This is a genomic window from Spongiibacter sp. (assembly GCF_984394615.1).
On record NZ_CFHTQA010000051.1, the window covers coordinates 1 to 22,794 of the forward strand.

Here is a 22,794-nt window from a genome sequence, read left to right on the forward strand (position 1 = left end):
GTATGTACTGGAAAACTTACAAACCCGTGGCCAGTTTTACTTGACCACTACAAACAGCTCTTGGCTGCTGCGTTCGGTCAGGGCATAGAAGGTCTTTTGAAGCATCGCCAGATGTTCTTCAGAATGCTCGCGCATGTGGGTCATTGTTTGCTGATAACTCACATAGCTGCGTGCGAACACAATGATGCCGATAAACAGGAAGATCAGCGTGCACAGCTTCTGGAACAATCCAAGCGCGCGCTTGTGCTCCGTCAGTGCGGTTTCAAGCTGAGGGTTGCTGTTGGGCATTAGAAGCGGTACCCGATCATGATCGCCAGCAGCTCTGTCCGTTCGCGACGGCCATCGGGGTTGTCGCCGGCCGGGATGCCGCTATTTCCGCGAATGCCGTGCAGGTCGACCGCCAGCGTCCAGTTGTGGTCGATCGACCATTTCGCCCCCATGACGAGTCGCTGGGTATCGTCGCTGTCGAAATCCTGGTGGGGAATGCTGTATTCGTAACGTCCCAACAGCGTCATGTTTGGGGACAGCCTGTACTGGGTCTGCAAATAGCTGCCCTCAATATCGATCTTCAGGTTGTTGAACGCGCCGCCATAGAAGCGAAGTTCGGTCGTAGAATATTCTGCGGTGAACGACCAGTCTTGAGTATTGTACTGGGCTGAGGCCACATAGCCGCGGGCATCGAGATGGATATCCCGGCTTCCGGGAAGCATGGTGACCAAATCGACGCCGACATCGTAGCTCGACAGCGCGAAGCGCAGCCGACTGCCATCGATATTGTGAGCTAGCTGAACATAGACCGGGCGATCGGCGCGGCCTTTCAGGATGACGGATGTATTGTCGCCGAACAGGTTACTGACCAGGGTTTCAGAGAGGCTGTTGTTGCGCCCCATCGTCAGGGAAAAGGTGGTGCTGGTGCGCTCGTCGTCCCAATAGCTGTATATCTGCGCCCCTTCGGAGGCAAACAGCAGTTCACGCATTCCGATACCTTCAAAGTAAACAGCCTGGGGGATGAGGATGCTTGGTCTTGCGACCAGAACATCCCGTATCTCATTGTAAAAACCCAAGGCATTGCGGACGCGGCCAACGCGCACACCCAGTCCTGAATCCTGAGTCTGGACGGCGTGATAATCCACAAACAAATAGTCCACGATAACTTTGCCATTATCGGTACTGCCGGCATCACGGGTAAACAACTGCCCGGCGATATTCCAGTTTTTGCCGGTGCTCCAGTTGGCATTGAGTCCCGCTTCCATGAAGTCGAAGGTGCCGCGCTGACTTTCCCCATAAAAATTATTGCCGTCGCTCAGCAGATAGCCTTGGGACGCAAAGCCATGAATCTGCAGAGCACTTTTGTCCTGGGCATGGGCGCAGTTGCTTGCGGCATATTGCAAAACCCCCAAACACAGCAGTAAATGTCGATTCATGGTGTGTCCTCTGATTTGCCTTGCGCCGTTTGTCGGGAACTGGGGTGGTCAGGGTTGTAGGCATAGCCGATTGCGCCCGGCGTAGCGGCAACGGTTCGCCGCAGTTGCTCGACGTTTTCCAAGATCGTCGGGGGGGTGCCGGTACCACTGAAAATAATACGATCCCATTGCTCGCGCAGCACATACGGATAAACCTTTAGCACTGACTTGCAGAACGCTTTGTGGAGAGGGTGGTTGTCGGGCAAGACGAAAACGCGGATGGCGGTATTGTCTTGCCAGTTGCGTTTGCGCATGGAAAAAATAGCGCGCAGCTCGGTCGTTGTGAGTTGTTTGGGATCGATGTGTTCGTTATTGATCACGAGCTGAACATCGTCAGCGAAGACAGGGTACGGTGCGACAAGCCCGAGGGATAGCAATATGCACACGAGTGCAGGGGCGGCGCGTCTTGTCAGCATATGTGCGTCATCCTTATGCGCTCCGTAATCCATGCCCACTATAGCCTTCACTGAAGCCCAATGTTCGGCCGATTGCAACCGCAGTCAAAGCGGGAGGGCAGTCGCATTGCTCCTCACTATAGACGGCATAGCCCTTGTCTGCATGCTAGTTCAGCGATTGCTGGTAGTGTGTCAGGAAGCGCTGGATGCGTCGGGCATTGGCGCCGAGGTCGCCTTTTCCTACGCGGGAGGCCGATCGCAGATCGATGGTGCTCGATTGCGCATCGGCCTCAATGCGAATCACGACGTCGTCAATAAAGCCAAACCAGAAGCTTTGATCCGTTGCCTCGATGTGTCCCGGGCTTGAGGCCGTAACAGTCCAGCCGAGTTCCTCGATGGTGCGAAGGGCAAGCGTCTGAGCCTCTGCCAGTGGACGTGGCACCGTCAGTGACTGCAGAGCCGGGTAGGCCAGGCGCTGTTGTTCTGCGATGGAGTCGGTGTAGGCAAGTGTATTGTGGTAATCGCTGCGAAGCTGACGTGCCTGAACAAACTGCGGCGGGTCTTCGGTGTCTGTGCTGATGTCGTGAATCATCGGACTGCCGCTACCCAGATACAGGCTGAAGGCAAAAAAGCCGATAGCGGGGATCGACAGCACTGCAGCCCGACTCAATCGTCGGCGGTGGGCGCTGTCTGATTGGCGGCGGGTGAATACGGCGGATATACCGATAGCGATGAGCGCCAGCAAGGCCGAGAGTGCGAAGCAGAGTAGCGCAGCGGAATATTGCGCGGGTGCAAGCCGAACGAATAGCACACTGCCCGGCAGCAGGATCAGGGATAAGTACGCCAGACACTCGGCCAGATAGACGATGCGCAAAATAACGCTCCTGTTGGACACTTGTTTATCGTTAATAGTGTTGCCATAGAAACTATAACAAAGGCCAATCGTCATTACCTGCCATAGATGCGGGCGGGCTTCAGAGTATTGATCGATAACGACAGTTCCGTGATCGGCTGGGCACTTTGTCTTTCTCGTGCGCCGTGATTAACTGCAATAAGGTTACGGGTTTGTAACTGGGCGGTGTCGGTGAATCGACTTGCCCATCATGCTCTCAAGGCGTTTTCTTTAATCATAATGAGGTGTTGAAGCAATGGGCAGAGTTGCCGGAAAGGTTTGTATTGTCACGGGTGCCGCCAGCGGCATGGGGAAAGCGGATGCTATCCGCCTGGCTGCAGAAGGCGCGAGCGTCGTTTTGACTGATCTGAATGAAAAAGACGGGCAGGATGTTGCAGCCCAAATCGGCGAGAAGGCGATATTCCTCAAGCACGATGTGAGCAACGAGGCCGATTGGCAGCGCGTTGTTGATACCGCAGTGGAAAAGTTCGGTGGTGTCGATGTGCTGGTGAACAACGCGGGCATGATGACCATGGGGAGCGTGGTTGACTGTACGCTGGAGGATTACAAGCGTGTGAATGCGGTGAACAGCGAAGGTGTCTTTCTGGGCTGTAAAGCGGTCATTCCCGTGATGGAAGCGGCCGGTAAGGGAGGTTCTATCATCAACATGTCCTCCGTTGCGGCGCTGCACGGCATGTCATTTGTTGCGGCATACAGTGCCAGTAAGGGTGCCGTGGCGGCATTGACCAAGTCGGTCGCTCTGTACTGTCGCGAGCGAGGTAATGGGATTCGCTGTAACTCGGTACATCCTGATGGTGTGAAGACACCGATGGTCTTCAAGGTGGCGACAGGCGCTGAATCGGCAACGCGCGAGGAGATTGAATCGCTGTCCACGGAAAAGAACCCCATGTGCGAGCCTGAAGATATCGCGGCCTTGATTGTCTACCTGGCGTCGGATGAGTCACGTTTCGTCAATGCCGCTGAGATGCTGATCGACAATGCTGCGACGGCAACGCCGCCGGTGATCGTTTGATAGAGAGGGTTGGTGAATGCGTAAATTTCAGGTACTCATCTGGGCGCAGGACGCCAGCCCAGCTTTTTTTGCGCGCCTGCGGGAGCAGGCGCTCGCGCTTTCTTCGACTGATGGGGTCAGCGCGGTTCAGTTAAACCTGGCGGATAGCGATGTTGAACCGGCTGCGGACAAGCGCATGGCAAATGGCGATTCGCCATTGTTCGACGCACTCTGCAGCTTCTGCTGGCAGGCGCAGTCTCAGCCTGATACCGTCCTCAATATGCTGGCCTCGGTGGGCGGCCGTCGTGCCTGTTATGAGGTCGATGCCGTAGAGCCGCTGCCGAATACGGCATGCCCCGCCGCGCCCGGCGAGCGCACCGAGGGGTTCAGCCAGGTTGCGCTGCTGCGTTGCCCGTCGTTTCTCTCTTACGAAGATTGGCTGAGTTACTGGAAAACAACACACACTGGTGTGGCGATTGAAACCCAGTCGACGTTCCGTTACGTGCAGAATCGCGTTGTGGCCAGACCGGCTGAAGCCCTGCCTTATGATGCGATTGTCGAGGAGTGCTTTCCCACAGCGGCGATGACCAGCGCTGAAGCGTTTTATGACGCAGAAGGGCAGGCGGAATTGTTCCAGCAGCGCTTGCAGGCAATGATGGAGAGCTGTGGGAAGTTTATCGATTTCAGCGAAATCGAGGTGGTCCCCACCAGCGAGTACTGCTTCTGAAGCACCGCTGAAGGAGGCTTACTCCTTCGGCAGCTGCTTGAGAATAGATTCCAGCGTATCTGCCAGGAAGCGGTTTGCCGCCTGATCCATGGCGCGCCCTAATTCAGCGTCGACCACGACCTGGGCCATCGGGCGCAAGCGCCACACCAGTTCTGCGATTTTGGGGAACTCCTCTCTGGGGGGCAGCGGCTGCTCTCCATAAGGCTCCAACACATGCTCGGCGACCAGCTTGACGAAGGAATCCGCAACCGGCTGCACCTTGCCGCGCATCATTGCCAGAATATCCAGCAGTTCTTCCAGTGGAATGCCGGTAGCACAGAGCTCCTGTGACACTTTCAGGGTATTCATGCTGGTGACCCTGAGCTGCGCACCATTGATGGAGAACAGGTCCAGGTCGGCCGCTTTCTTGATCGCTGCGGGGGTCAGCTTTGTGCCGAACATGGCGATCATTTCCGACATCGGCAGATTGATCGGTGCCTCATTTCCCCAGGGGGAGTTGATGGCTGATTCCATGCCCAGCACTTCACTCAAACCGATACCCTGTTCCATGGCGTCCAGCAGTTCACGAATGCTCGACAGGGTGTAGCCGCGTTCCAGCAGATTGCTGACCAGCCTCAGTCGGGACAGGTGCTGGTTGTTGTAAATCCCTTTTCTTCCACGCAGTGTCGGCGGGGGCAGGACGCCGCGATCCTGATACGCCCGGATGTTTCGCACCGTGGTGTTGGCGGCCAGCGCCAACTCTTCAACACTGTACTCCCGCTGCTGCTCTTCAGATGGCGCTGGGGCTTGTTCTCCCCCGTGAGGCAGGAATTGGGCGATGCTGTTGATCGTTTCTTCAGGAAATGGCATGTGTTTTACTGCTTGTTGAGGTCGTTGGGTCCGTCGAGGTAAACCGCATTGTAATCAATGCCTTGCCTAATTACAGCAACTGGCGCACGCAACGACTATGACACAAAATTGTATTGCCCGTGTTGACATGTCATTAAACGCCGTTTATGTTTCATTGAATAATGTAACATAATAAATTGAAGCATAAGGGCATGTCACAATGGCTAGTTTTAGCACACTCCGCGTGGGCAGCATAGCGCTGACCTGTGTTCTCCCGCTGTCTTCCTGGGCAGCAAAACTCGAAGAAGTCGTTGTTACCGCACAGCACCGTGAGCAGAGCTTGCAGGATGTGCCGGTGTCGGTGAGCGCCATCAGCGGCGACAAAATGATGGAGGCGGGCATCAACCGCATGGAGGATCTCCAGGCCTATGTTCCCAATCTGACCGTTACCGAGAGCGGCATCAGCACAGATATCTACGTGCGGGGCATTGGCACCGGGATGAACCAGGGCTTTGAACAGTCGGTGGGGATGTATGTCGACGGCATTCACTACGGACGTGCTCAGCTGGCTCGTGCGCCGTTTCTTGATCTGGCGCGCATCGAGGTGCTCCGCGGGCCGCAGAATATTTTGCAGGGCAAGAACAGTATTGCCGGCGCCTTGAATATTATTACGGCTTCTCCGGGCGAAGAAGTTGAGGGCTTGTTCTCGGCGCTGTATGAGCCCGAGTACGACGAAAAGGTGCTCGATCTGATGTTGTCCGGACCGGTAACGGACAATTTCGGACTGCGTTTTGCCGCCCGTCTGCGGGAGTACGGTGGCTACATCGAAAACATTCTGCTGGATCAGAATGAGCCGCAATATGACCAGGCGACGTTCCGCATCAAAGGGGTGTGGGATGTGACCGATAATTTGCGGGCGTCGTTGAAGTACGAGCGGGGCAAATTCGACAGCATTGGCCGTCAGGCGGAAATTATTAACGACGAGCCGTCCACTGACCCCAATCCGGTACTCTTTGGCCGTACTCAGGCTGAAATTCTCGACCGCAGCTTTATCCCGCCGGTGCTGGATGTGGATACCGACGAGGCGGTATTGAATAACTATCAGGACTTTAAAAACGCCTCTAACGGCAACTACAGCAACAACGACACCCACAATCTGACGCTCAACCTTAACTGGGTGAGTTCTGGCGGTCACGAGTTCTCGTCGATCACCGGCCTGATGAAATATAAGTACGATGACCTGTGCGATTGCGACGCCACGGCCGCGGAGCTATTCAAGTTTGAGCTGCAGGAAGACTATAAACAGTACAGTCAGGAGTTCCGCTGGGTATCACCTGGCGGGGAGAAGATCGATTACATCGGTGGCGTTTACTTCCAGTACAACGATCTGGAATTCCGCGATCGCCTGGTGCAGGACTCCAACCTTGTGGTTGAACTGCTCAACGCGGCGGACCTGATAGAAGGTGGCGCCAGAGGGGATATTGATCCGCTGGGTCTGGCTCTCGATCCCTTTGAATTGCTGGGCATTGGCGATGCCGGTAACGCCGTTCGCGATATTGCCGGTCCGCGACTGTTCCTGAGCGAAACCAAAATTGCGTCGGCGTTCCTGCAGTCCACTATTAACGTCAGTGACACGCTGCGGCTGACTTTGGGCGGACGTTATACCTACGAGAATAAGGAAGGCAGCCGCGACCTGACGATTACGGATCTGGATGGCAACGAATTGCCTCAGGGCGAGGTGGACACTGTGGCCGCGATCACCTTTGCCATGGAGCGACACAGCCTGCGCGGCGAGCGCAGCGAAAGTCAGTTTTCCCCTTTGGTGAACGTACAGTGGGACTATTCTGCTGATGGCATGGCGTATTTTACCGCCACCAAGGGCTTTAAAGCCGGCGGTTTTGATGCCCGCTCCAACGCGACGCCGGATGATGAGCTGACCTATCGCAATCCGCTGGCCACCGTGCCGAACCAGACCGTATTGGTCGGCACTTTTGAGTACGACGAAGAAGAGGCGATCAGCTACGAGCTGGGGTTGAAGACGGGCCTGCTGGATGGGGCGGCGGAATTCAATATTGCGGCCTTTTACACTGAATACAGTAACCTCCAGATCAGTATTTTTGATGGCAGTATCGGCTTTAAAGTGGGTAACGCCAAAGAAGCGGTGACCATGGGTATTGAGATGGATGGCCGCTGGCAGGTGACTGACTACCTGAGCCTAGGCGGTGCTCTGGCCTTATTGGATTTTGAGTTCACCGACTTTCCCAATGGGCAGTGTCGGCAGGATCAGGTCTCGGACTCTCCCAATGGCCGCGACTGTAATTACACCGGCTGGAGCAATCAGTACGTTGCAGACTGGTCCGGTACTTTCATTATTGGTTACATCCGTCCCATCAGCCATACCCTGGGGATCGGTGCCTCGCTGGACGTGATCTTTACCGATGACTACAACCCATCCAGCAACCTCGATCCCCGTGTAGAGCAGGACGCGTTCTACAAAGTGAACGGCCGCCTGGGTATAGGGGCTATTGATCAAAGCTGGGAGCTGGCGCTGATCGGTAAAAACCTCACTGACGAAGTTATCGTGGTTTACGCCGCAGACACGCCATTGGCGAAAAACCTGTTCGGCACGACCAGCCATACCGGTTTCATCGATGCGCCGCGCTCCGTCGCGCTGCAATTCACTTACCGCATGTAAGGGAGAAGACCAATGCAAGCAGTGTTGAAACGCGCCTGCGCTGTTCTGTGTCTGTTGCTGTTGTGGGGGCCGGTGCATGCCGGGGAGTGGGAGTTAGCCAGGCAGAAAGATGGCATTACGGTGTACACCCGCGAGGTGGCTGATTCGGCTTTTCGCGAGTTTCGCGGTGAGGTGGAAATTGCCGCGAATATCAATTCGCTGATGGCGGTGCTGGATGATACCGCGAACTTTACTCAGTGGATGCATCAATGCGCCGAAGCAAAGCTGCTCCACAAGGAATCACTGCTGGAGCGCTATCAGTACCTGGTGAATGATTTCCCCTGGCCCGCGGCCGATCGTGTGCTGTTGTTGCGCAATCGCATCAGTCAGGCGTCTGATCGAGTGGTGACTGTCAGTCTTGAAGGGGTAGTGCCCGACGCGCTGCCGGTGCAGGCGAAGAATGCGCTACCGGAGAATAAAAGCGCGAAGTGGGTAAAACATGCGAAGGGCTTTTATCGACTGACGCCAATGGGCGATACGCGCACGGCGGTTGAGTTTCAGCTTCATCTCGACCCGGCTGGCGCCTTGCCTGCCTCCCTGGTGAATAGCCTTATTGTCGACAATCCCTTCGATACGCTGCGACAGTTGCGGGATCAGGTAGTGGACGCAAAATACGCGCATTTCGATCCCTTCTAAGGCGTCGCATGACGCCTAATCTTTAGCGCTCAATTGTACAAAAATAAGACTAAATTTAATTTGACATTGATTTGTGTAACGTTAATTATACATCAAATGGTGTAACATAAATCAGTGAGCTATTTGCAGGAGCTTAGACATGAAAACCGAAGTCATGCCCGTACGCCGCAACCTTGAGTTCAATCTGCCCGAGTCCCGGATTGGGGATTGGCACGCAGACGGCGTCCATGTGAGTCACTTCTTTAATGCCATGTCTCTGTTTTTCCCGGATGGCGAGCGCTTCTTCATCGACAGTGTTCGCGCTTACCGGGATGAGATTCACGACCCTGAATTAAAAGAAGCTGTGCGGGGCTTTATCGGCCAGGAAGCCATGCATGGCCGCGAACACGAAGAGTACAACGAGGCACTGGAAAAGCGCGGTATGCCTGCCAACCGTAACAGTCGCATGATTTTGGGGCTGCTCAACTTTACGCGCAAAATTGAAAGCCGGGCAGGGCAGCTGGCCATTACCATTGCACTTGAGCACCTGACTGCGATTCTCGCGGACGTTGTGTTGCGCGAGCCGCGTGTGCTTGAGGGGGCCGAGCCCCGCTTCGCTGCGCTTTGGCGCTGGCACGCGATGGAAGAGACCGAGCACAAAGCCGTAGCCTTTGATGTGTATCAGGCGACCGTTGGCAAAGGGCCGGTGGCGTCTTTCCGTCGCTGCTTTGCGTTGCTGATGGCTACCTTGATCTTCTGGATTATGGTGATTCCCATTCATATCGATATGGTGCGTCGTGAAGGCAAGCTGTTCAGCCTTTCTGGTTGGTGGGGAGCCATGAAGTTTCTCTGGGGTAAGCCCGGTGCGCTGCGTCGGGTTATTCCTGACTGGCTGGATTTCTTCAAGCCCGGTTTCCACCCCTGGGATCACGATAACCGCCGCTTCCTCGATGGTGTGGACGACTTGGTACAGGAAGTTGAGGGCTACGGTGAAATGGCGGGAGTTCGCTCGTGAATGTGCCGGTGACGCCGACGCCTGGCACGGATGCATCGGCAGAGGTGGCAATTGCCACTTTGGAAGCTCGCTTCATGGCGGGGCCGCTGGCAACGATTGACGAGGACGTGCTTCAACGCTGGCAGCCCAAGCCTATGGGCTGGTTCTTGCGCTTACAGCAGCTGTTGGCGCAGCGCGCAGGGCTGCGAAGCCTCTACTGCGAGGTTGACGGGCACCGGATCAACTATTGGACAGGCGGAAATGTCGATGGCCCGACCATGCTACTGCTGCATGGTTTTGGCGCCAGTCGCGAGAACTGGCTGACAATCGCACCCCTCCTGGCAAAGCAATTCCATCTGTTGATCCCGGATCTGCCGGGCTTCGGCCGCAGCAGCTTTTGCGCCGACGCCGATTACTCTCTTGCTGCGCAGGCATCGCGCGTCGCCCAGTTGCTGCGCCACTGCGATCGCGGGCCAGCACTCGTCGTCGGGAGTTCCATGGGGGGCGCGATCTCTGCACAACTTGCTGCCAGGTATCCGGGACGGGTGGCTGCGCTGTGCTTGATGAATGCGGCGGGTGCACCCGCAGAGCGCCTGAGTGTGCTGGAGAGCGGTTTGGCGGCGGGGGTGAACCATTTGGCGCCGTCAAGATTGGAAGACGTATCCAAGGTTTTCGACATCTGCCTGCATCGTCGGCATCGCCTGCTAGGGCGCCTGCTGGCGTTCTTTATGGCCAAAGATATGGTGCACCGTTACCCGGTAAACCGTTTTCTGTTCAAGGGACTGGCGACCTCGCTGTCAGATACTTGGGCCTGTTTGCCCGACATCGCCGCGCCGACCCTGGCCCTTTGGGGGGACAGTGATCGCGTGCTGGATATGAGCTGTGGATCAGCGTTTGTACAGCGCATTGATCAGTGCCAATTGACGGTATTGCCCGGTGTCGGGCACCTGCCAATGATTGAATCGCCCGGTGATACCGCGCAGTTACTGCGGGATTTCTGGGCGAGTAATACGGAATTTTCGCTATGAACGCAGCAAAAACATCAGAGACCAATAAGACTCGCTGCCTGGATGTTGCCATTGTTGGGGCAGGTTTTGGTGGGCTCGGCTTGGCTATCCGACTCAAGCAGAATGGTATTGATAATTTCCGCATTTTTGAGCAAGCCGAGGACGTAGGGGGAGTCTGGCGGGACAATCGCTACCCCGGTGCGGCCTGCGATGTGCCCTCGCATTTGTATTCGTTTTCCTTCGAGCCCAAGCCGGACTGGGGCCGTGTATTCAGCCCTCAGCAGGAAATTTATGCGTATCTGCGCCATTGCGCAGACAAGTACCTGCTGCGCCCAAAGATTCGTTTTGGCACCCGTGTTACCGAGGCGCGATTCGATGAAACTCGCGGTGAATGGGAGGTGGCGCTGGATACCGGTGAGCGCTGCCGGGCTCGCGCACTCATCATGGCGGTCGGCGCCCTCAACGTGCCTCAATACCCGGATATTGAGGGTATGGATAGCTTTGGCGGCACCGTCATGCACACGGCCGAATGGCAGTCCGATTGCTCGCTGAAAGGGAAGAAAGTTGCCGTTGTGGGCACGGGCGCCAGCGCCATCCAGGTCATACCGAGTATTCAGCCCGACGTTGAGCAGTTGACCGTCTTTCAGCGAACCCCGCCGTGGGTGTTGCCCAAGCACGATCGCTCCCTGAGTATGTCGGAGCACCAGCGCTTCAAGCGTTGGCCCTGGTTGCAGAAAATGCTGAGGCGCCTGCAGTACATCAAAATGGAAAGCGTGCTTCCCGCGTTTATCTGGGACAGCCTGCTCACGAGAATCGGTGAAGCGGCGGCAAGGCGATACATTAATAGTCAGATTCGCGATCCGGAGCTGCGCAATAAATTGACGCCGGATTACTCCATTGGTTGCAAGCGGGTACTGCTCTCTGACGATTACTACCCGGCGCTGCGTCAGCCCAATGTGGAGGTGATTGCCGAGGGTGTCGCGAGGATGGATGAGTCCGGTATTGTCGCCAGCGACGGCGAACGTCGGGATGTGGATGTTGTCGTCTTGGCAACCGGCTTTAAAGTGCCATCGGCCGGTGCGCCGATGCCTATATATGGCTTGGGCGGCCGGAAATTGCAGGATGACTGGGCAGTGGGGGCTGAGGCGTATAAAGGCATCAGCGTGACAGGCTACCCCAACATGCTGTATCTCATGGGGCCTAATACCGGTCCGGGCAATACCTCCGTTATCTTTTATATCGAGTCGCAAATTCGCTATGTCGTTAAGTACCTCAAGCGCCTGCAGGCGTTCTCTGATGGCAGCTTGAACGTGCGGCCCGTCGTGCAGCGCGACTTTAATCAACGCATCGACCGAATGTTCCAGGGCACAACCTGGACCTCGGGTTGCCACAGTTGGTATCTCACGGAAGACGGTCGAAATACCACTCTGTGGCCCGGCTTTTCCTGGCGTTATCGAATGATGACCCGGCACTTCGCTCTCGGCGATTACGAGCTCGTACCTCACTGCTCAGCAAGTGTGGAAGCCAGCGAGGAGCCGGTGTCCGCTGGTGAAGCCGAGTTAAGTCTCCCCTGATTAGGAAATCTTCGTATGTCGCAAGAACAACGGGTATACGCTATTACCGGTGCTGCGTCGGGTATCGGCCTGGCGCTGGTAAAGCAGTTGCTGGAAGCGGGACAGTGCGTAGCCGCTTCTGATATTTCCGCTGAGGCCTTGGCCGATATGCGGGCACTGGCGCCTGAGGCGCAGCTTATGCTGAGCCCATTGGATGTCGCGGATCGCGAGGCGTTTAACGCTTGGGCCGATGCCGTGGTCGAGCATTTTGCCGGGGTCGATGTCATTGTTAATAACGCAGGTGTGTCACTGAGCTGTCATGCGGGAGAGCAGCCCCGTGAGCACTTTGAATGGCTGTTTAATATCAATTTCTGGGGGGTGGTAAATGGCTGCGAAGCCTTCTTGCCACATTTAAGCGCCCGCAACGGCACGATCGTTAATATTTCAAGTCTGTTTGGCCTGATGTCGGTGCCCTCCCAGTCGGCCTATAACTCGGCGAAGTTTGCGGTTCGCGGCTATTCAGAATCGCTGCGTCAGGATTTGCGCGGCAGCGGCGTGTCGGTGTTGACGGTCCACCCTGGCGGCATCAAAACCAATATTGCCCGCAATGGCCGCCATTTCCATGATCTGCAAGGCAATGCGCGTGGCTTGGATGCAACCGCTGCCAGTTTCGATCGCGTTGCGCGAACCAGTCCCGAGTCAGCCGCCGCCGCCATACTGCGTGCTTTGCGTAAAGGGCGCCGCCGCTTGTTGATTGGCGGCGATGCTCGCTTGCTGGATGTCATTCAGCGCATGTTTCCCGGGCGATACGACCAACTGCTGGGGCCGTTGCTGCGCTTCGGCTGAGGGGAGTGCTGCCAGCGGCGACGGGCACTGGTATGCTTGGTGCCTTGTTGTGCAGGAGGGCCCCATGGCGAAGGCGATTCAACTGGATGATTCCTGGCTGGCAGAGCTGGCCGGGGAATTTGAGCAGGATTATATGCAGCAGTTGCGCGCGTTCCTGCAGCAGCGTCGCGAGCAGGGGGCGACGATTTACCCAAGACCCTCTGAGTGGTTTGCCGCACTGGATGCAACGCCCTTTGATAAAGTGAAAGTGGTGGTGCTTGGGCAGGACCCCTATCACGGTCCACATCAGGCCCATGGCCTCTGTTTTTCTGTTCAGCCCGGCGTGCCGGCTCCTCCGTCGCTTGTGAATATTTTTCAGGAACTGGAACAGGATGTGGGGATTCCCCGGCCAAGTCATGGCTACCTTCAATCCTGGGCTGAGCAGGGTGTATTGCTGCTGAACAGTGTGCTGACGGTAGAGCAGGGGCAGGCGGGCGCGCATCAGGGGCGCGGTTGGGAGCGTTTTACCGACGCCGTGGTGGACGCGCTGAATCGCGATCGAGAAGGCTTGGTGTTTATGCTGTGGGGGTCGTACGCTCACAAAAAAGGGGCGGCGATAGACGCGCGCCGCCACTTGGTGTTAAAGGCGCCTCACCCCTCTCCGTTGTCGGCCTACCGTGGTTTTTTTGGCTGTCGCCATTTTTCCAAGGCCAACGATTACCTGCAGGGACGTGGTGAGGCGCCGATCAACTGGCAATTGCCCACCTCAGTCTAGCGCTCAGTCTTCGCCGATCTCCGGCAGGGGGTAGGGCAGTTTCAGCAGGCTGAGTGGCTGTGTTTCTCCCGCCAGGTGAATGGCTTTGTCCAGCGCGTTGATGCTTAACACCGCAGACACAAGCGCTTGGCCGTTCTCACTGTACATCGAAACAACGTTACCGATACTCGACGCTTCGTCGTCGGCAAATAACTCGCTGCCCGGCGTGGCTGGGGTGTCGCGGTTCACGGTCGCCGCATAGAGACGGCGCTTCAGCTTGCCACGGTATTGCATCCGGGCGACCACTTCCTGTCCGGTGTAGCAGCCTTTTTTGAAGTTCAGGGCGCCAGTGAGCTGGTAGTTCAGTTGTTGCGGGACAAACATGTCCTGGGTGGCTGCGCAGACGTCGGCAATACCGGCGCGGATATTCTCTGCTTCCCAGCGACCACCCGGCACGACGCTGGCGCCTTCGCTGAGCGCGGGCCAAAGTTCACAGGCACGCTCGTCACTCAGCCAACACTCAAAGCGCTTGCCGTCATGGTCGCTCTGAATGACCACGGTGTCGGGGGCAGTTACAACACCACTCAGCTCGCCTTGAGGGCATTTGCCGAACACGGCGGAAATTTTAGATTGGGCGTCATCGCCCCAGAGCGCGATGACGTGATGCTGACGGCGCGTTTCGCTGATGCTGGCTTTCGAGAAGACAATATACTTGTTTAAGAGCAGTCGGGTGCTCTCGCAGAGGTCGGCAGACATGCGTAGCAACGCGCAGTCTTCGCTGGGCATGGCGCCTACAAAGCTGCTGACAACTCGCCCCTTGAGGTTGCAATAGGCGCCGCGACTGGCCTGCTCGGCAGTGATTTGCTGCCAATCGCAACTGGTTTGGCCCTGAAGAAACTTACGGCTATCCGGGCCGTCCAGTCGCAGGAAGTCGTAGTGCAGCAGCGGACTGATATTCAGTGCTGAGCCGGGCTCCTCGGTGCCCGGCTGCCAATAACTTTGCGCGTCTATCAGGCTGTCGGGGTAGTGTGTTGCGAGTTGTGCTTCGAAGGTACTCATAAATCCTGTTGCCGACATCGTGTCGAATTTGGAAGTGGGGGAGGTTCACGTAACGGCCCCCGAACACGGTATACTAGGCCGTCTTTCATGGGCTGGCGAATGATTTGTCTGCCCGTTTTCAGTGCAGTGGAAAATAATGCTTTCAGAAAACGAGATCAAGCGAATTTACTGGGCCTGCCGCCGAGGCATGCTGGAACTTGACCTGGTCATGGTGCCATTTTACGAGCAACGCTTCAGGGCGTTAAGTGAGGTCGATCAACAGCGCTTTGTTAAGCTGCTGGAATGTGAGGATACCGAGCTGTTCCAGTGGTTTCTCGGAAAAGGCTCGCCGGAGGATCCCGAGTTGGCCAGCATCGTCAATGACATCAACGCCTTTTCTAAAGCCGCTAAGGCTTGAGCCGACGTTCTCGCAGCGCTTGGCGGCCTCACTGGTCGCCGCCGCGGGGATAGTATGCGTTCTTTTGTTCCCTCTCGATACCGGCTTAATACAACGGGGCGTTCCCTCTGCGGCAAGCACCGTTGTACGTCTTTTCCTTCAGCTTACGCTTGCCGTCTATGCCGGCGTTTGGCTCCGTCGGCTGACATCTCGCTCGCGCTGGTGTCCTGCTGAGTTGCTGTTGCGCGACGGGCGGGCGGATATCCGCTGGCAGGAGACTGCTCTTCCGGTGCAGCTGACACCACGTTGGGTGGGGGCGCGATTGATTGTGCTGGTCGTTGACGATGGCCAGTGCCGCTGGCCGTTGCCGTTGTTCTCACACCAGCTTCCCACTGACGACTTTCGTCGCCTTCGGGGGCTGGTCCATCTCGGTGCTGTCGGGGACAGGGTTCAGCTATCGCGGCGATAGTTGTCGGGGACCAGAACCGTGTCTTTGGCCACATCTAATGTTTCGGGGTAGTCGAGCGTGTAGTGCAGGCCGCGACTTTCTTTGCGCTGCATGGCACTGCGAATAATCAGCTCGGCAACCATCGCAAGGTTGCGCAATTCCAACAGGTCGTTGCTGACCTTGTAATTGGAGTAATACTCGCTGATTTCCTGCTGTAGCAGGGCTGCCCGGTTCAGGGCGCGCTGCAGGCGCTTGTCGGTGCGTACGATGCCGACGTAGTCCCACATAAAGCGCCGTAACTCATCCCAGTTGTGGGAGATCACCACGTCCTCATCGGAGTCGGTCACCATGGACTCGTCCCATGGCGGGGCAATCACCGGGGCGGGCAGAGTGTCGAGTTGTGCGCTGATATCAGCGGCTGCCGAGCCACCGTACACCAGGCATTCCAGCAATGAGTTGCTGGCCAGCCGATTGGCACCGTGCAAGCCGGTAAATGAGGTTTCGCCGATGGCGTACAGACCGGGAATATCGCTCCGTCCGTGCTGGTCGACCATGACTCCGCCACAGGTGTAATGAGCTGCGGGTACCACCGGAATGGCTTCGCGGCTGATATCAATGCCGAGTTCCAGGCAGCGGGCGCGAATAGTCGGAAAGTGTTCCAACAGGAATTCAGGGGATTTGTGGCTGATATCCAGATAGACGCAATCGCTGCCAAGTCGCTTCATTTCATGGTCAATGGCCCTGGCGACGATGTCTCGGGGAGCCAGTTCACCGCGCTCATCGTAGCGAGGCATGAACCGCTCGCCACGGGAGTTAAACAGCTTTCCGCCTTCACCTCGGATGGCCTCGGTAATCAGAAATGACTTGGCTTTGGGATGATAGAGGCAGGTCGGGTGGAACTGATTAAATTCCATGTTGGCGACTCGGCAACCTGCTCGCCATGCCATGGCGATGCCATCGCCGGAAGCGCCATCCGGGTTGCTGGTGTAAAGGTAAGCCTTATTGGCGCCGCCGGTTGCCAGTACTACGGTTTTGGCGTGGAACAATTCCACGTGGCCGCTGTCTCTGTTGAGGACGTAAGCGCCGTGGCATCGCCCTGACCGGACAATTAAGTCGATAGCGACGTGCCGAGCGAACAACTTGATGTTGTCGTGCTCCTGAGCGCGAGCGCTGAGGGTCGTTGATACTGCGCGGCCTGTGGCATCCGCGGCATGTATAATGCGGCGCTGACTATGCCCTCCTTCGCGAGTGAGGTGCAGGTCGTTATTGTCGTTGTCAAAACGACTGAACTGGACGCCTTGGGCCAATAGCCAGTCAATAGTGGTGCTGGAGTGGCCGACTGTAAATCGGACGGCGTCCTCGTGACACAGTTGGGCGCCCGCTGTCAGTGTGTCGGCAACGTGCGCGTCCACGCTGTCGTTTTTGTGCAGTACGGCGGCGATGCCCCCCTGAGCCCAGTAGGTAGCGCCTTCGTTGAGTTCGCCTTTGCACAACACGGCGATACTGGCGCGCTCTGCCAGTTGCAGTGCGAGGGACAAGCCTGCTGCGCCGCTGCCGATGACCAGCACGTCGTGGGCGTGATAGTGGCTCATGGGAGGGTGTTTGCTCCTAATGCGGTCCGGCGATACTATGCCGTCGGAGATAATGAGGCGCAAAGTATACTGGTAGCTGCGTCGCTAACCAATATGATGGGCTGAGCGCCTGGCGCCGACCACGGGAAAAAGAATGAGAGAACTTCTTCAGCGTATGCTGGTCTATGCAACAGTTGCTGTTGATTCGTTGTTGGCGGGGATTTATGAGTCAGCCTAAAAATACGGATCAACAACTGGTTGAGCGGGTAAAGAAGGGCGATAAACGAGCCTTCGATATGCTCGTCCTCAAATACCAGCACAAGATTTTTGGTTTGATCTCGCGCTATGTCAAAGACAGCGATGAAGTGCAGGATGTTGCTCAGGAAGCCTTTGTCAAAGCCTATCGTGCTTTGCCTAAGTTTCGGGGCGATAGTGCCTTCTATACCTGGCTATACCGTATTGCGATCAACACAGCCAAGAACTATCTGGTGGCACGTAATCGGCGGCCACCGGGCAGTGACGTCGATGTGTCTGATGCCGAGTATTTTGACGGGCCATCGGCACTGAAAGATATCGAATCGCCGGAAAACCAGCTCTACGGTCAGGAGTTGCAGGCGGTTGTGCAGGATGCCATTAAATTATTGCCAGAAGATTTGCGTTCTGCGCTAACTCTTCGCGAATTTGATGGTCTTAGCTATGAAGATATTGCGGCGGTGATGGATTGCCCCGTTGGAACGGTCCGTTCGCGGATATTCCGCGCGCGGGAGGCGGTGGATAGTCGGGTTAAGTCCCAGATGAGTGGCGAAGAGGTGTAATTATGAATGATACCGTCAGAGAATCGTTGTCGGCGCTGATGGATGGGGAAGCCAGCGAGCTTGAGCTGCGGCGTATCCTTAAAGATGAGGATGCGGCACTGCGAAGTGAGTGGGCCTCTCTGAATCGCAATCAGCAATTGATGCATGACGGTGGCTTGCCCTTCGCTGAGCTGGATATTTCGTCTCGGGTGATGGCGGCCATTGACGAGCAGCCGGTGAAAAACAGTGGCAACTGGCGTCAGGCTTTGGCCGGTGTCGCTGTAGCGGCCAGTGTTGCGGCGGTGGTGGTTTTCACTGGCAGCGATCGGATGATGGGCGCGTCGCCGACGGTGGTTGCTCAGCAGGAGACGGTCAGCAATACCAGTGGTCGCGTCTATCCTGCGCAAATGTCGCCGGCAACCGGCGGTGTTGCGGTGAGCGCTAAAGCTGGAGCGATGCCAACCATGACAGCCTCTCCCGCAGGGGAAGATCAGCAGCGCTTCGAAGAGTTGCTGCGTAAACATACAGAGCGCGCATCACTGAATAACGGACAGGGCTTCGTATCTTATGCACGTGTGGTTTCCCAGGAATCCGAATAAGGTACGTGTTGGCGCCATCCTCGCTTTTGCAGCCATGGCGGCGTGCCACAACGTCATGGCTGATACGCCGGCCGCTGATTGGCTGAAGCGTATGGCAGAAAGTCATCGCACACTGAATTATCAGGGAGTGGTGCGCTACCAGATTGAAGGTAGCACCAACAATTTTAAAATCAGTCATATCGTGAAGGGCGACAGTGAGTATGAATCGCTGGAGTCTCTGGATGATGCCGAGTCCAGTGTGGTTCGCCACGGTCACGATTTGAACTGTGTTCATCCCGGTCCAGAGTTGTTGCGCCTCTTGTCGGCTAACTCCACCGAAAACAGCTTGCTGCACAGCTATTATTCTCTTGCGGTTGCCGAGCCCGGGAGGGTTGCGGGTCGGGAGAGTGTTACCATCGATGTTCGCCCGAAAGATGTCTATCGCTTGGGTTATCGCTTGGGGATTGATGAAGAGTCCGGCCTGTTGTTGAAGTCTGAAATCCTGAATAAGCAGGGCAAGGTGCTAGAGAGTTTCCAGTATCTGGTGCTGGATATGGGCTTGAGTGCGGAGTCAGAGCAGGCTGCCGTCACGCCCGCGGCCCACGATAAAGTGCTGGAAGCATCCTCGCATCTCGACCACCGTTGGAAAGTAGGGTGGTTGCCTGATGGTTTTACGCCGTTGTCGGGCTACCGAGACGCCGAAAGCCTGAGTTATACCGATGGTTTGGCCGTGTTCTCTGTCTTTGTGGAGTCTTTCGCTATCGATCACAGTGTGCCGCCTGATAGCCATATGCGCAGAGGGGCGTCGGTGAGCTATTCCACGATTTATCCTGAACAGGGGCGTCGCGTTACGGTCGTCGGTGAGGTCCCGATGCTGACCGCTCGTCAGGTAGCGCGCTCGATTAAATGGGCGCTGCCGTGATCTGCGAGCGAGGGCGTGTGGTTGCCGCAGACGACAACGCGCTTTGGGTGGAAACGATTCAGCAGAGCAGTTGCTCATCCTGCGCCGCCAAAAAAGGCTGCGGGCAGGGGCTAATGAACAGTTTGCACGACGGTCGGAGAAACCAGATCCGGGTTGCCCTTGACGGGCAATCCGCTGGCGATTACCCCATCGGCAGCGATGTCGATATTGCGATACCTGAATCGGCGCTGTTGGGCGGTGCTTTTGTCGTGTATTTGCTGCCGCTGCTGAGCATGCTCAGTATTATGGCTCTGGTTGCCCAGCGGTATGAAAGTGATGGCCTCGCTGCGTTGGGGGCGGTCTTGGGCTTTTTGCTCGGTTTGATGGCTGTGCGCCTGCACGCCTGGACTAGTCGCAACAACCCCCGTTTTCAGCCTAGGGTGATCGGGCTGCACAAGGCGGTTGCCAGCGATGTTATGACCTTTGTTGACCCCCGTTAAGTCCTTGTCTTTGTCACAATAAACGCTGGGCTGCGTAGCCGAGTGGTCGGGCTTTGCGCTACAATCGCGGGCTTATTTTTCCGCTAATGGCCTTGTCCTGGGGTTTTGCCAATCGTGCCTAGTCTCGACCGAATTCGTAACTTTTCTATCATTGCCCATATCGACCACGGTAAGTCGACACTGGCCGATCGCTTTATTCAACATTGCGGCGGCTTGACCGAGCGTGAAATGGCGGAGCAAGTGCTCGATTCGATGGATATTGAGCGAGAGCGCGGTATCACGATCAAGGCGCAGAGCGTCACGCTCAACTACACCGCCAAAGACGGGAATACCTACCAGCTTAATTTCATCGACACCCCCGGGCACGTAGACTTTTCCTACGAAGTGTCCCGTTCGCTGGCTGCCTGCGAAGGCGCGCTGCTGGTAGTTGATGCTGCCCAGGGGGTGGAAGCGCAATCCGTGGCGAACTGCTACACCGCCATTGAGCAGGGGCTCGAAGTCCTGCCGATTCTGAACAAGATGGATTTGCCGCAGGCAGACCCGGACCGGGTCAAGCAGGAAATTGAAGAAATCATTGGTGTGGATGCCTCCGACGCCGTGCCTGTGAGTGCCAAGTCGGGCATGGGGATTGAGGACGCTCTGGAGCACCTTGTTGCCACGATCCCGCCGCCGGAAGGTGATCCGGATGAACCACTGCAAGCGCTGATTATCGATTCGTGGTTCGATAATTATCAGGGCGTTGTCTCTCTGGTTCGGGTTAAGAATGGCACGCTGAAAAAGGGCGATAAAATCATCTCCAAGTCCCTTGGCAAGGCGCACTCGGTGGATGTAGTCGGAATATTTACGCCGAAGCAGACCAGTACCGGAGTGCTCAAGGCCGGTGAAGTCGGCTTTGTAATCGCCGGAATCAAGGATATTCTCGGCGCGCCGGTCGGCGATACCTTCACCCACTCGGCAACACCAGAGGTGGCGGCATTACCGGGTTTCCAAAAGGTGAAACCACAGGTATATGCAGGGATGTTCACCGTTTCCACCGACGACTACGAGGATTTCCGCGATGCGCTGGGCAAGCTGACGCTGAATGATGCGTCGCTTTTCTACGAGCCGGAAACCTCAGATGCCTTGGGTTTTGGGTTCCGTTGTGGCTTCCTCGGTACGCTGCACATGGAAATTATCCAGGAGCGCCTGGAGCGAGAGTATGACCTCGATCTGATTACGACAGCCCCCACGGTTATCTATCAGGTGCTGAAGAAGAATGGCGAAGAGATCATGGTGGACAATCCGTCTGCCATGCCGGATCTCGGTGAACTCGAAGAAACGCGAGAGCCGATTGCCCGCGTGAATATTCTGGTGCCGCAGGAACACCTGGGCAACGTGATGAGCCTGTGTTCCGAAAAGCGTGGGGTTCAGATCGATATGCAATTCCTCGGGCAGCAAGTGTCACTGACTTGGGATATCCCAATGAGCGAAGTGGTACTGGACTTCTTTGATCGTTTGAAATCCGTCAGCCGAGGTTTCGCTTCGTTGGATTACAGCTTCGAGCGCTTTGAAGCGGCCAACCTTGTCAAACTCGATGTGTTGATTAATGGCGATCGCGTCGACGCTCTGGCGATGATTGTGCACCGGGATTTCGCCCAGTCTCGCGGACGACTGCTGGTAGAAAAAATGAAGGAACTGATTCCTCGTCAAATGTTTGACGTGGCGATTCAGGCGGCGATCGGCGGACACGTGATTGCGCGGCAAACCGTGAAGGCGCTGCGTAAAAATGTGACGGCAAAGTGCTATGGTGGCGATGTTTCCCGTAAGCGCAAGCTGTTGGAAAAGCAAAAAGCAGGGAAAAAGCGCATGAAGCAGGTCGGCAATGTCGAGATTCCACAGTCTGCTTTCCTCGCGGTTCTCAAGGTCGATGGATAAGGGACAGATCGCATGGTCAATCTGATATTGCTGGTGGCAGTGGTAGCGTCGCTGTTGGTTTGGCTGGTTCAGGAGCTGAAAGGTCGCCGTCAAATGCAGACGGCGCTGCAGTGGTGTGCTGAGCGCAAGACCGCCAGTGATGCTGATTCACTGCGCGAACAGGTGATACCAGCATGGTTGGAATGGAGTTATCGCCTGGTATTGGCCTTGTGGCTTGTCTGGCTGGCCAGCGTTGTACTGATAAAGGATGGTGATTTCGCGCTGGCACTGGTGATGCTGACCCTGTTGGCAGGTGTTATTGCCGGTCTGGACCGCTTTGTTTTCCAGAAGGCGAGGGAAGCGTTTGTCAGTGCCGGCAATGTCGCGGTCTATATCACCTATTTCGTAAAGCAGGAGCAGGACAGCCTCAAAAACGAGTTTGGTGGGACACTGCCGATTGCCGAAAATGCCCGGTCATTTTTCCCGGTATTGCTGGTGGTGCTGGTTCTTCGCTCGTTTGTCGTCGAACCTTTTCAGATTCCTTCCGCGTCAATGGTGCCAAGCCTTGAAGTCGGTGACTATATTCTGGTCAACAAGTTTAACTATGGCTTACGCCTGCCGGTGACCGGCACCAAATTGATGGAAGTCGGTGAGCCCAAACGCGGCGATGTGATGGTGTTCTTTCCGCCGGGGGACAGTCGCTACTTCATCAAGCGCGTGGTCGGTCTGCCGGGCGATAAACTCCAGTACATCAACAAGAAGTTATATGTTAACGGTAAGTTGATGCCGCAGACGCTGGTGGCCGAGGTACCCCCATTGCAGCCGGTGACTCAAGTTATTCGTGAGCAGCTGGGGGATGTTGCGCACCTGATACA

Annotated in this window: 24 protein-coding genes; 17 read left to right on the top strand and 7 right to left on the bottom strand. The window is 56.3% G+C overall.

All coding sequences use genetic code 11. The features are described 5' to 3' along the window. Window positions 1-36: 36 nt before the first annotated feature. The 4 genes from AC5DB9_RS14745 to AC5DB9_RS14760 all read right to left on the bottom strand — a co-directional run bounded on the left by AC5DB9_RS14745 (window position 37) and on the right by AC5DB9_RS14760 (window position 2,732). Window positions 37-288 carry a hypothetical protein gene (locus AC5DB9_RS14745; RefSeq protein WP_272989258.1) on the bottom strand — a complete coding sequence of 84 codons (252 nt, stop codon included), beginning with the start codon at window positions 286-288 and terminating at the stop codon, window positions 37-39. Beyond that, window positions 288-1,424 (bottom strand): hypothetical protein, encoded by a 1,137-nt coding sequence (locus tag AC5DB9_RS14750; RefSeq protein WP_272989256.1) that lies wholly within the window; start codon window positions 1,422-1,424, stop codon window positions 288-290. The genes AC5DB9_RS14745 and AC5DB9_RS14750 overlap by 1 nt, the downstream gene beginning before the upstream one ends. Beyond that, the gene (locus tag AC5DB9_RS14755; RefSeq protein ID WP_272989254.1) at window positions 1,421-1,879 is read right to left on the bottom strand and encodes a substrate-binding domain-containing protein; all 459 of its coding nucleotides are present in this window, start codon (window positions 1,877-1,879) and stop codon (window positions 1,421-1,423) included. The genes AC5DB9_RS14750 and AC5DB9_RS14755 overlap by 4 nt, the downstream gene beginning before the upstream one ends. Before the next feature lie 145 nt (window positions 1,880-2,024). Continuing rightward, window positions 2,025-2,732 carry a DUF1499 domain-containing protein gene (locus tag AC5DB9_RS14760; protein ID WP_272989252.1) on the bottom strand — a complete coding sequence of 236 codons (708 nt, stop codon included), beginning with the start codon at window positions 2,730-2,732 and terminating at the stop codon, window positions 2,025-2,027. Between the two features lie 274 nt (window positions 2,733-3,006). Here AC5DB9_RS14760 and AC5DB9_RS14765 point away from each other — a divergent pair, with 274 nt between their 5' ends. Together AC5DB9_RS14765 and AC5DB9_RS14770 are read left to right on the top strand one after the other, a co-directional pair. Beyond that, window positions 3,007-3,783, top strand: coding sequence for an SDR family oxidoreductase (locus tag AC5DB9_RS14765; protein ID WP_272989249.1), 777 nt, complete (start codon window positions 3,007-3,009; stop codon window positions 3,781-3,783). A 16-nt stretch (window positions 3,784-3,799) separates the two neighbouring features. Beyond that, window positions 3,800-4,489: an EthD domain-containing protein gene (locus tag AC5DB9_RS14770; protein WP_272989247.1), complete on the top strand. Its 690-nt coding sequence runs from the start codon at window positions 3,800-3,802 to the stop codon at window positions 4,487-4,489. Window positions 4,490-4,507: 18 nt separating this feature from the next. Here AC5DB9_RS14770 and AC5DB9_RS14775 read toward each other — a convergent pair whose 3' ends face one another. Continuing rightward, the gene (locus AC5DB9_RS14775; RefSeq protein ID WP_022960484.1) at window positions 4,508-5,338 is read right to left on the bottom strand and encodes a MerR family transcriptional regulator; all 831 of its coding nucleotides are present in this window, start codon (window positions 5,336-5,338) and stop codon (window positions 4,508-4,510) included. 199 nt (window positions 5,339-5,537) lie between these two features. Between AC5DB9_RS14775 and AC5DB9_RS14780 the strand changes: the two genes are divergently transcribed. The 7 genes from AC5DB9_RS14780 (at window position 5,538) to ung (ending at window position 13,820) form a co-directional block, all read left to right on the top strand. After that, window positions 5,538-8,012, top strand: a complete 2,475-nt coding sequence (locus AC5DB9_RS14780; RefSeq protein WP_037509861.1) for a TonB-dependent receptor — start codon at window positions 5,538-5,540, stop codon at window positions 8,010-8,012. Between the two features lie 12 nt (window positions 8,013-8,024). Then, complete coding sequence (locus AC5DB9_RS14785; protein ID WP_272994118.1) at window positions 8,025-8,687, top strand: START domain-containing protein; 663 nt, start codon at window positions 8,025-8,027, stop codon at window positions 8,685-8,687. Between the two features lie 139 nt (window positions 8,688-8,826). Beyond that, the gene (locus tag AC5DB9_RS14790; RefSeq protein WP_272994119.1) at window positions 8,827-9,681 is read left to right on the top strand and encodes a metal-dependent hydrolase; all 855 of its coding nucleotides are present in this window, start codon (window positions 8,827-8,829) and stop codon (window positions 9,679-9,681) included. Next, complete coding sequence (locus AC5DB9_RS14795) at window positions 9,678-10,688, top strand: alpha/beta fold hydrolase (protein WP_286855461.1); 1,011 nt, start codon at window positions 9,678-9,680, stop codon at window positions 10,686-10,688. Before AC5DB9_RS14790 ends, AC5DB9_RS14795 begins: the two co-directional genes overlap by 4 nt. Next, on the top strand, window positions 10,685-12,241 hold the full coding sequence (locus tag AC5DB9_RS14800) for a flavin-containing monooxygenase (RefSeq protein WP_272994121.1): 1,557 nt from the start codon (window positions 10,685-10,687) through the stop codon (window positions 12,239-12,241). Before AC5DB9_RS14795 ends, AC5DB9_RS14800 begins: the two co-directional genes overlap by 4 nt. 15 nt (window positions 12,242-12,256) lie before the next feature. Beyond that, window positions 12,257-13,066: an SDR family NAD(P)-dependent oxidoreductase gene (locus AC5DB9_RS14805; RefSeq protein ID WP_022960490.1), complete on the top strand. Its 810-nt coding sequence runs from the start codon at window positions 12,257-12,259 to the stop codon at window positions 13,064-13,066. A gap of 64 nt (window positions 13,067-13,130) precedes the next feature. Next, window positions 13,131-13,820: a uracil-DNA glycosylase gene (gene ung, locus AC5DB9_RS14810; RefSeq protein ID WP_022960491.1), complete on the top strand. Its 690-nt coding sequence runs from the start codon at window positions 13,131-13,133 to the stop codon at window positions 13,818-13,820. Between the two features lie 3 nt (window positions 13,821-13,823). Here the strand turns inward: ung and ygfZ are convergent, their stop codons facing one another. After that, complete coding sequence (gene ygfZ / locus AC5DB9_RS14815; protein WP_272994122.1) at window positions 13,824-14,858, bottom strand: CAF17-like 4Fe-4S cluster assembly/insertion protein YgfZ; 1,035 nt, start codon at window positions 14,856-14,858, stop codon at window positions 13,824-13,826. Window positions 14,859-14,994: 136 nt separating this feature from the next. On the opposite strand from ygfZ, the gene AC5DB9_RS14820 reads away from it, so the two are divergent. After that, entirely contained in the window at window positions 14,995-15,255 is a 261-nt protein-coding gene (locus AC5DB9_RS14820) for an FAD assembly factor SdhE (RefSeq protein ID WP_022960493.1), read from the top strand. 268 nt (window positions 15,256-15,523) lie between these two features. Continuing rightward, on the top strand, window positions 15,524-15,703 hold the full coding sequence (locus AC5DB9_RS14825) for a hypothetical protein (RefSeq protein WP_286855462.1): 180 nt from the start codon (window positions 15,524-15,526) through the stop codon (window positions 15,701-15,703). Here the strand turns inward: AC5DB9_RS14825 and nadB are convergent. After that, the gene (gene nadB / locus AC5DB9_RS14830) at window positions 15,685-17,274 is read right to left on the bottom strand and encodes an L-aspartate oxidase (protein ID WP_022960495.1); all 1,590 of its coding nucleotides are present in this window, start codon (window positions 17,272-17,274) and stop codon (window positions 15,685-15,687) included. The two genes, AC5DB9_RS14825 and nadB, sit on opposite strands and share 19 nt — an antisense overlap. Before the next feature lie 203 nt (window positions 17,275-17,477). Between nadB and rpoE the strand changes: the two genes are divergently transcribed. From rpoE to lepB, 6 genes are all read left to right on the top strand, one after another. Continuing rightward, on the top strand, window positions 17,478-18,068 hold the full coding sequence (rpoE, locus tag AC5DB9_RS14835) for an RNA polymerase sigma factor RpoE (protein WP_022960496.1): 591 nt from the start codon (window positions 17,478-17,480) through the stop codon (window positions 18,066-18,068). A 2-nt stretch (window positions 18,069-18,070) separates the two neighbouring features. Then, window positions 18,071-18,646, top strand: a complete 576-nt coding sequence (locus AC5DB9_RS14840; protein WP_022960497.1) for a sigma-E factor negative regulatory protein — start codon at window positions 18,071-18,073, stop codon at window positions 18,644-18,646. 55 nt (window positions 18,647-18,701) lie between these two features. Beyond that, window positions 18,702-19,547 (top strand): MucB/RseB C-terminal domain-containing protein, encoded by an 846-nt coding sequence (locus AC5DB9_RS14845; RefSeq protein WP_272994123.1) that lies wholly within the window; start codon window positions 18,702-18,704, stop codon window positions 19,545-19,547. Then, entirely contained in the window at window positions 19,544-20,026 is a 483-nt protein-coding gene (locus AC5DB9_RS14850; protein ID WP_272994124.1) for a SoxR reducing system RseC family protein, read from the top strand. The genes AC5DB9_RS14845 and AC5DB9_RS14850 overlap by 4 nt, the downstream gene beginning before the upstream one ends. Before the next feature lie 114 nt (window positions 20,027-20,140). Continuing rightward, window positions 20,141-21,940 (top strand): translation elongation factor 4, encoded by a 1,800-nt coding sequence (gene lepA, locus AC5DB9_RS14855; RefSeq protein ID WP_272994125.1) that lies wholly within the window; start codon window positions 20,141-20,143, stop codon window positions 21,938-21,940. 12 nt (window positions 21,941-21,952) lie between these two features. Next, the coding region (lepB, locus tag AC5DB9_RS14860) for a signal peptidase I (RefSeq protein ID WP_491732071.1) at window positions 21,953-22,794 on the top strand (842 nt) is incomplete at its 3' end.